The sequence below is a fragment of the Bradyrhizobium sp. genome (assembly GCF_030693485.1).
Lineage (GTDB): Bacteria > Pseudomonadota > Alphaproteobacteria > Rhizobiales > Xanthobacteraceae > Bradyrhizobium.
In genome coordinates, this window is sequence record NZ_JAUYAN010000095.1 from 20,736 (window position 1) to 29,609 (window position 8,874).

Here is an 8,874-nt window from a genome sequence, read left to right on the forward strand (position 1 = left end):
GGAGTATCAACCCCGGCCGCGATAGGGCGCCACGCCCTGATCCGGCATCCACATGCCCTTCGGCAGTTTGCCGGTCTGCCAGAACACGTCGATCGGGATACCGCCGCGCGGATACCAGTAGCCGCCGATGCGCAGGAACTTCGGCTTGATCTCGGCGACGATGCGCTTGCCGATGGCCACCGTGCAGTCTTCGTGAAACGCGCCGTGGTTGCGAAAACTTGCGACGTAGAGCTTGAGCGACTTCGACTCCAGCAGCCACGGGCCGGGCACATAATCGATCACCAGATGGGCGAAGTCGGGCTGCCCTGTGATGGGGCAAAGCGAGGTGAATTCCGGTGCCGTGAACCGCACCGCGTAATTGGTGTCCTGCTGCGGATTGGGCACGCGGTCGAGCTTTGCCGTTTCCGGGCTATCTGGCCATTGCACGGGGCGGCCGAGTTGCAGGCCACCTGATTTCGGGGATTTCCCGGGCTTTCTCGTCATTACTGGTCTCCGTTGCCGCGTTATTAGACAATTCGTCCGGCGGCGTCACGCCGTCATGCGGCGGCCTTTTCGCACCGCACGCGTTGCTGTAGAAGCTGCACCAACCGCTCGATCCCTGCATTTTCCAAGAAGGCATCTCCATGACAGCCATCGTCGACATCATCGCCCGCGAAATCCTCGATAGCCGCGGCAATCCCACCGTCGAAGTCGATGTGGTGCTGGAGGACGGCTCGATCGGCCGCGCGGCGGTGCCGTCAGGCGCTTCCACCGGCGCCCATGAGGCGGTCGAGCTGCGCGATGGTGACAAGGCGCGCTATCTCGGCAAGGGCGTGCAGAAGGCGGTCGTCGCCGTCAACGGCGAGATCTTCGAGGCGCTGAGCGAGATGGCGGTCGAGGAGCAGGTCCAGATCGACCAGATCATGATCGATCTCGACGGCACGCCGAACAAGAGCCGGCTGGGGGCCAACGCCATTCTGGGCGTGTCGCTCGCCTGCGCCAAGGCGGCGGCGGAATCCTTCGACATGCCGCTCTACCGTTACGTCGGCGGCACCTCGGCGCGGACGCTGCCGGTGCCGATGATGAACATCATCAATGGCGGCGCGCATGCCGACAACCCGATCGATTTCCAGGAATTCATGATCATGCCGGTGGGGGCGCCGACCTTCGCCGAGGCGCTGCGCTGCGGTTCGGAGATTTTCCACACCTTGCGCGGCGAACTGAAGAAGGCCGGTCACAATACCAATGTCGGCGATGAGGGCGGCTTTGCGCCGAACCTCCCATCGGCGGATGCCGCGCTGGAGTTCGTCATGGCCGCGATCGGCAAGGCCGGCTACAAGGCCGGCGGCGACGTGATGCTGGCGCTGGACTGCGCCGCCACCGAATTTTTCAAGGACGGCAATTACGTCTATGGCGGCGAGAACAAGATCCGCTCAGGTTTCGAACAGGCAAAGTATCTCGCCGACCTCGCCTCGCGCTATCCGATCGTCTCGATCGAGGACGGCATGTCGGAAGACGACATGGACGGCTGGAAGGAACTGACCGACCTGATCGGCACCAAGTGTCAATTGGTCGGCGACGACCTGTTCGTCACCAATGTGACGCGGCTTTCCGACGGCATCAAGAACGGCCGCGCCAATTCCATCCTGGTCAAGGTCAACCAGATCGGCACGCTGACGGAAACGCTCAGCGCGGTCGAGATGGCCTACAAGGCCGGCTACACCGCCGTGATGTCGCACCGCTCCGGCGAGACCGAGGACTCCACCATCGCCGACCTCGCGGTCGCCACCAATTGCGGCCAGATCAAAACCGGCTCGCTGGCGCGTTCCGACCGCACCGCCAAGTATAATCAGTTGCTGCGGATCGAGCAGGAACTGGGCGCGCAGGCGAAGTACGCGGGCAGGGCGGCGCTGAAGGCGCTGGCGTAAGGTCGGGCCCGAACAAAAATCGCGAAAACAACCCCATGTACAGTAGACTGGAACCTGCTCGCAGCACTCATGCTGCACTGCAATATTGATGTCGGCAACGTCGTGAACGATGTCTCACGTCCACTGCAGGGTGATCGCTGCGAGGACGAGATAACGTCCGGTCTTGGCGACGGCGACGAGCAGCAGAAACACCCAGAATGGCTCGCGCAGCACGCCGGCGATGACCGTCAGGGGATCGCCGATGATGGGCACCCAACTCAGCAGGAGCGACCATTTTCCATACCGGCGATACCAGGATTGCGCACGCTGCAGCCCCGCCTCGCTCGCCGGAAACCACGACCGGTTCCGGAACCGCTCGATGCCGCGCCCGAGCAGCCAGTTGATCGCCGAACCCAGGACATTGCCAACGCTGGCCACGGCGATAAGCAGCCAGGGCGAATAATCCGCGACCAACAACCCGACCAATACCGCTTCCGATTGCATGGGCAACATGGTCGCGGCCGCAAGCGCGGACAGGAACAGACCTGCATAAGCGACGAGATCGGTCATCGAAGCGCATCAGCGCGCGACATCGGTCTGCGCAGGCCTTTCATGCCAACGAATTTTCTCGGACCGGAAGGACAATCTCTTGAAAGACCACAGCTAGCGCGCTTCCGCCAGTCGGCCGGAAGGTTTGCTGCTCGATGATCGCGCGGCAACTGCGCGCTGCCCGGCAGCGGGCCTGGCCTGCGCCGCCTGCTGCCCGCGCTTCTTGACATCCGCGCCCGCAACCCTCGTCCCGCCGCGGCGGGAAACATATTCCGGCCCGTCGGTCGGGCCCACATGTGGCGGATCGTATCTGAGATAGGGTCGCCCGATTCCGAATTGCTTGCCGTTCGCATCGACCCATTTCCAGAGGACTTCCGTCGAGGCCCAGCGTTGCGCCCGATTTGCGCCGTTGACGCTGACGATGTCGGCCGCCAGTCCGCGGCCATAGCCGCCGCGAAGACTGCCGCCGTGATAGGATCTGTTGCTCGCCGCCTTCAGGCCGCTGGCGATACCTTGACGGTAGTCGTCGCGAAACGCGCTGGTGATGCCGGGCTGCAGTCCGGCGGCCTCGGCGGCGTAAAGCGCGTGAAACAGCTTTATCTTGAAGCTGCGATCCATGCCGCCGATCACGTAGTCCATCAACGGCATGCCGATGCGTTCGGCCGCGTGGGGATCCTTCCAGGTAAAATCGTTCTCGACGAGCTTGGTGAAGGTTCTGGTGACCGTCACAAGCTTGCCCTTCCTCTTGACCGTCACCTTCCGCTGCTCGCGCTCCTTGATGGTGTCTTCCTTGGGCGTCCGCTGGTACAGCGCCCAGAGGAACTGATCGATGCAGGCCTCGGCTACCATGCACTCGCCGACCAGCTCGATCCGGCCGGGTGTCGTCGCAGCGGTTTGAGGCGGCACTTCTGCGGGGCTGGGCGCGGGCGCCGGCGCGGTCAGGATTTCCGGTGGCAGAATTTCGACCGGATCGGTCAGCGCGGCCAGGACGAAGCGGCGGGGCTCCGCCCCGGCGGATGCCGCATCGGGGACGAACTTTGCAAGGGTCAATGGCATCGCCAGCAGTTCGGCGGCCGCAGCCACTTCGGGCGTCTCGGGCACGACGGCGTAGCTCGTTGCAAGGGCTCGCGGCGCTTTGGCCGGCGGCGCGACCGCTAGACTTGCTGGCGGCGCGGCCGCCAGGCTGGCAGCCAATGCCGGCGCGAGCCGTTCCGCGGCGTGGGTTGCTGCTGCTGCCTTCTCGATCCGAGGCGAGCTGATGCCGGCAAGGCTGACAAAGGCCCAGCCTGCGATAACGGCGGCCGGATAAAACGACGCCGCCAATGTTGCTGACCGCCGCGGGTTCATGATCCCTGCCTCCAATGGCTCGATCGAGCCCGGTGCACAGCCAAGTATCCGACGCCCCCGAAGTTTCGGGTCACAATGTGGAGGCGCAAGGGCGAATTCTGCGGATTATGACCGTTTTTGCACCCTGTTGCCAGAGCGCAACGGGCCGCCAGCCACAATCTATTGCTGCGGATCGACCGGGAATGGGGGGTCAGGCGAGATACGCGGGCAGGGCGGCGCAGGCTAGCGCAAAGATGCTGTCGTTCGCAAAGGCCGGGTTGCGATCAAAAAGCAACGATATAGTGAGAAGCGGGGAGGCTTGCGTTTCCCGACCAACGTGAGAACACTCCCGGCCGAATTCGGCGTAGCCGAAAAATTGAAGACGGGGAGTTTTACGATGAGCGCCGACACCATGACCGGGCTGCAGCTTCGTTCGCTGATCAAGAAGAGCGGCGAACTCGAAATTTCCCTCGCCAGCGTGCCGGTGCCGGAGCCCGGCCCGGATGAAGTCGTGGTCCGCGTCGAGGCCTCGCCGATCAATCCGTCCGACCTCGGCCTTTTGGTCGGCGCCGCCGATATGACCACGGCCAAAGCATCGGGCACCAAGGACGCGCCTGTCATCACGGCAAAGCTGCCGGATGCGGCGATGCGGGCGATGGCCGGACGGCTCGATGAATCGATGCCGGTCGGCAACGAGGGCGCCGGCGTGGTGATCAAGACCGGATCGTCCGATGCCGCCAGGGCGCTGATGGGCAAGACCGTGGCGATGATCGGCGGCGCGATGTACGCGCAGTACCGCACGATGCGGGCCAAGGACTGCCTGCCGCTGCCGGACGGCATCACGCCGGCGGAAGGCGCGTCCTGCTTCGTCAATCCGCTGACGTCGCTCGGCATGGTCGAAACCATGCGGCGTGAAGGTCACACCGCGCTGGTGCACACTGCCGCCGCCTCCAACCTCGGCCAGATGCTGAACAAGATCTGCATCAAGGACGGCGTCAACCTCGTCAACATCGTGCGCAGTCAGGAACAGGCGAACATCCTGCGCAAGATCGGCGCGAAATATATCGTCGATTCCAGCGCCGCGACCTTCATGGATGATCTGACCAGCGCGCTGGTGGAAACCGGCGCGACCATCGCGTTCGACGCCATCGGTGGCGGCAAGCTCGCCGGCCAGATCCTGACCTGCATGGAGATCGCGATCAACAAAACGGCAAAAGTCTACAGCCGCTACGGATCGAGCGTGCACAAGCAGGTCTATATCTATGGCGGGCTCGACATCCGTCCGACCGAACTGAACCGTTCGTTCGGAATGGCCTGGGGGATCGGCGGCTGGCTGTTGTTTCCGTTCCTGCAGAAAATCGGCCCGGCCGACGGCGCCAAGCTGCGCGCGCGCGTGGTCGCCGAGCTCAAGACGACCTTCGCCAGCCATTACACCCAGGTGGTGTCGCTGCAGGAAACGCTGCAATTGTCCAACATTGCGATCTACAACAAGCGCGCCACCGGCGAGAAGTTTCTGATCAATCCGAACAAGGGGAGGTGAGGGCGGCCTGATATCAGCGGGTACCCGCTGATTTCGCAAATTCATGCACTTACATCTTTCTTGGATATAGCTAGGGTGCAGCCGAACCGTTCCGGCACCCGTCAATAAGGAAATCTCATGGCCCACAACATCCTCGTGATCGTCGGCAGCCTGCGCAAGGAGAGCTTTACGCTCAAGATCGCCAACGCGCTGGCCAGGCTGGCGCCGGCCACGCTCAGGCTCGACGTCGTCACCCTGCACGACATTTCGTTTTTCAATCAGGACCTCGAAGCGGCCCCGCCAGCCGACTGGCTGGCGTTCCGCGACAAGCTGCAGAAGTCGAACGGCGTGCTGATCGTGACACCGGAATACAACCGCTCGATTCCCGGCGTCTTGAAGAATGCCATCGACGTTGGCTCGCGCCCGTATGGCAAGAGCTCGTTCCTCGGCAAGCCGCTCGGCCTGGTCGGCAATTCGCCGGGCGCGCTCGGTGGCGTTGCCGCCGTCAAGCACCTGCAGAACATCATGCCGGGCATTGCCGGCCCGATCATGGGACAGCCCGAAATCTACCTGAACGGCGTCGGCGACGCCTTCGACGACAAGGGCCAGCTCACCAAGGAACCGGTGCAGAAGGTGCTGCAGCAATACATCGACGCCTTTGCCGCCTTCGTCGAAAAGCAGAACAAGTAGGCCGGTGAGGCGTCCGGCGGTCCAAGTCTTATCCTCGCCTTAAGATACTCTTAACCGGGCCGTCGCATCGTCGGGGCATGGTCTCGCGCTCCCGACTCAAATCCCTGCTCACCGGGCTTGCCCTCTATACGATGGCGGCGGCGATGGTCGGCTATTTCGGCGTCAACGCCTATACCGGCAAATACGGGCTGAACGCGCGGCAGGAACTCGACCAGGAAATCATCGCGCTGACCTCGGAACTGGCGCGGCTGAAGCGCGAGCGCCTCGACGGCGAGCAGCGGGTGTCGCTGCTCCGGTCCGACCGGGTCGACCCCGACATGCTGGACGAGCGCGCGCGGTACCAGCTCGACTACACCAATCCGCGCGATCTGGTGAAAATCGTCAAGCCGAAGTGAGCAGGAAGTCATCCTGAGAGCCGGTGAACGAATCCGGACCTCATCCCCGCGCAACGGCTTTGCCGTTGTCGCTGGAGGAGCCGCGCGCCTTCGCGCGGCGTCTCGAAGGATGGCTGTAGGCAAGGTGCCAGATGGTTCGAGACGCGCGCCCGGCAGCGCAAGGCGCTACCGGGCGCGCTCCTCACCATGAGGGACGGGGCGGATGGCCGTCCAGTTTCAAATTTCAAAAACCTTCCAAATCGATTTCGAAAATGTCGCTGCGTTGCAGTGCGGCATAGCCGAATTTTGCTGCGACCACGCAATCCTTTCAAGGTGGTTTGAGTTGGGATAGAGAGGGCTATTCGTTCTCTCATCCGGAAGTGCCATGGCCGCAACGAAAAAAAGCGTCACAAAGGAAACGGGACAGGAAAAAGCAAGCGGCGCCGGCAGTCCTCCTGACTTCACCCGGGAACAGGAATTGCGCGCATTGCGCGACATGCTGCTGATCCGGCGCTTCGAGGAAAAGGCCGGCCAGCTTTACGGTATGGGCGCGATCGGCGGCTTCTGCCACCTCTACATCGGCCAGGAAGCCATCGTGGTCGGCATGCAGATGGCCCTGAAACAGGGCGACCAGGTCATAACCGGGTACCGCGACCACGGGCACATGCTGGCCTGCGGCATGGAAGCCAATGGCGTGATGGCCGAACTGACGGGGCGCCAGGGTGGCTATTCCAAGGGCAAGGGCGGCTCCATGCACATGTTCAGCAAGGAGAAGAATTTTTTCGGCGGCCATGGCATCGTCGGCGCGCAGGTATCGCTGGGCACGGGACTGGCCTTCGCCAACCGCTACCGCGGCAATGATTTCGTCAGCCTGGCCTATTTCGGCGACGGCGCCTCGAACCAGGGCCAGGTCTACGAGAGCTTCAACATGGCGGAGCTGTGGAAGCTGCCGGTCATCTACATCATCGAGAACAACCGCTACGCCATGGGCACCTCGGTGTCGCGCGCCTCGGCGCAGACCGATTTTTCCAAACGCGGCATCTCCTTCAACATTCCCGGCGAACAGATCGACGGCATGGATGTCCGCGCGGTGAAGGCCGCCGGCGACCGGGCGGTGGCCTGGTGCCGGGCCGGCAAGGGACCGTTCATCCTGGTGATGCAGACCTACCGCTACCGCGGCCATTCGATGTCGGACCCGGCGAAATACCGTACCCGCGAGGAGGTCGACAAGGTCCGCCACGATCAGGATCCGATCGAGCAGGTGCGCAACCGCCTGCTGGCGGCCAAGGTCAGCGAACAGGAACTGAAGGCGATCGACGCCGAGGTGCGCGAGATCGTCAACGCATCGGCCGACTTCGCGCAAAACGATCCCGAGCCCGATGCGTCCGAACTTTATACCGATATCTACCGCTGAGCGTGAGGCGCGCGCCTTCCAGCCTGACGAGTGAATTCCTGGAGCCACCATGCCAATTCAAGTGCTGATGCCCGCGTTGTCGCCGACCATGGAGAAGGGCAACCTTTCGAAATGGCTGAAGAAGGAGGGCGAGGCGATCAAGTCGGGCGATGTCATCGCCGAGATCGAGACCGACAAGGCGACGATGGAAGTCGAGGCCACCGATGAGGGCACCCTCGGCAAGATCCTGATTCCGGAGGGCACCGCCGACGTCGCGGTCAACACCCCGATCGCCACCATCCTGTCGGACGGCGAAAGTGCCGATGATCTGGCCAGGGCGCCGGCCGCTCCGAAGGCCGCTGCCGTCGCGCCTGACGTCGCGCAGGAAGTCGCGGAATCGCGCGCGCCGGTCGGCGAGGGCAAGCCGATGATCTCGGCGCCGGCAGCACCCGCCGCTCCGAAAGCCGCCGCCGAGCCCGATCCCGAGGTGCCCGAAGGCACCGAGATGGTGACCATGACCATCCGCGAAGCCTTGCGCGACGCCATGGCCGAGGAAATGCGCCGCGACCCCGATGTGTTCGTGATGGGCGAAGAGGTCGCCGAATATCAGGGCGCCTACAAGGTCACGCAGGGCCTGCTGCAGGAATTCGGCGCCAGGCGCGTCATCGATACGCCGATCACCGAGCATGGTTTCGCCGGCATCGGCGTCGGGGCGGCGATGGCGGGGCTGAAGCCGATCGTCGAATTCATGACCTTCAACTTCGCCATGCAGGCGATGGACCAGATCATCAATTCGGCGGCCAAGACGCTCTATATGTCGGGCGGCCAGATCCGCGCCGGCATCGTCTTCCGCGGCCCCAACGGCGCCGCCAGCCGTGTCGGCGCCCAGCACAGCCAGGACTACTCCGCCTGGTACGCCCAGGTGCCGGGTCTCAAGGTCATTGCGCCGTATGACGCCGCCGACGCCAAGGGGCTGCTGAAATCGGCCATCCGCGACCCCAACCCCGTCGTCTTCCTCGAGCACGAGATGATGTACGGCCTCGAGTTTGACGTGCCGGAGGTCGAGGACTGGCTGGTCCCGATCGGCAAGGCCAAGGTCCGCCGCGAGGGGACCGACGTCACCATTACCGCCCACAG

The 8,874-nt window shown here is 63.5% G+C and carries 9 protein-coding genes; 6 read left to right on the forward strand and 3 right to left on the reverse strand.

From position 1 onward, the window contains the following. Positions 1-6: 6 nt before the first annotated feature. A complete protein-coding gene (queF, locus tag Q8N40_RS07180) occupies positions 7-483 on the reverse strand; it encodes a preQ(1) synthase (RefSeq protein WP_305711317.1) in 477 nt (158 codons plus the stop codon). 140 nt (positions 484-623) lie between these two features. On the opposite strand from queF, the gene eno reads away from it, so the two are divergent. After that, positions 624-1,907, forward strand: a complete 1,284-nt coding sequence (gene eno, locus Q8N40_RS07185; RefSeq protein WP_305711318.1) for a phosphopyruvate hydratase — start codon at positions 624-626, stop codon at positions 1,905-1,907. 114 nt (positions 1,908-2,021) lie between these two features. Here eno and Q8N40_RS07190 read toward each other — a convergent pair whose 3' ends face one another. Continuing rightward, positions 2,022-2,456 carry a YqaA family protein gene (locus Q8N40_RS07190; protein ID WP_305711319.1) on the reverse strand — a complete coding sequence of 145 codons (435 nt, stop codon included), beginning with the start codon at positions 2,454-2,456 and terminating at the stop codon, positions 2,022-2,024. Positions 2,457-2,549: 93 nt separating this feature from the next. Continuing rightward, positions 2,550-3,782 (reverse strand): hypothetical protein, encoded by a 1,233-nt coding sequence (locus tag Q8N40_RS07195; protein ID WP_305711320.1) that lies wholly within the window; start codon positions 3,780-3,782, stop codon positions 2,550-2,552. A 376-nt stretch (positions 3,783-4,158) separates the two neighbouring features. Here Q8N40_RS07195 and Q8N40_RS07200 point away from each other — a divergent pair, with 376 nt between their 5' ends. The 5 genes from Q8N40_RS07200 to Q8N40_RS07220 form a co-directional block, all read left to right on the forward strand. Continuing rightward, on the forward strand, positions 4,159-5,301 hold the full coding sequence (locus tag Q8N40_RS07200; RefSeq protein WP_305711321.1) for a zinc-binding dehydrogenase: 1,143 nt from the start codon (positions 4,159-4,161) through the stop codon (positions 5,299-5,301). A 117-nt stretch (positions 5,302-5,418) separates the two neighbouring features. Then, a complete protein-coding gene (locus Q8N40_RS07205) occupies positions 5,419-5,970 on the forward strand; it encodes an NADPH-dependent FMN reductase (RefSeq protein WP_305319987.1) in 552 nt (183 codons plus the stop codon). A gap of 77 nt (positions 5,971-6,047) precedes the next feature. Further along, complete coding sequence (locus Q8N40_RS07210; protein ID WP_305319986.1) at positions 6,048-6,365, forward strand: septum formation initiator family protein; 318 nt, start codon at positions 6,048-6,050, stop codon at positions 6,363-6,365. A gap of 364 nt (positions 6,366-6,729) precedes the next feature. Next, positions 6,730-7,758 (forward strand): pyruvate dehydrogenase (acetyl-transferring) E1 component subunit alpha, encoded by a 1,029-nt coding sequence (gene pdhA / locus Q8N40_RS07215; protein ID WP_305711322.1) that lies wholly within the window; start codon positions 6,730-6,732, stop codon positions 7,756-7,758. A gap of 49 nt (positions 7,759-7,807) precedes the next feature. Beyond that, a partial coding sequence (locus tag Q8N40_RS07220) for a pyruvate dehydrogenase complex E1 component subunit beta (RefSeq protein ID WP_305711323.1) occupies positions 7,808-8,874 on the forward strand: 1,067 nt, incomplete at its 3' end.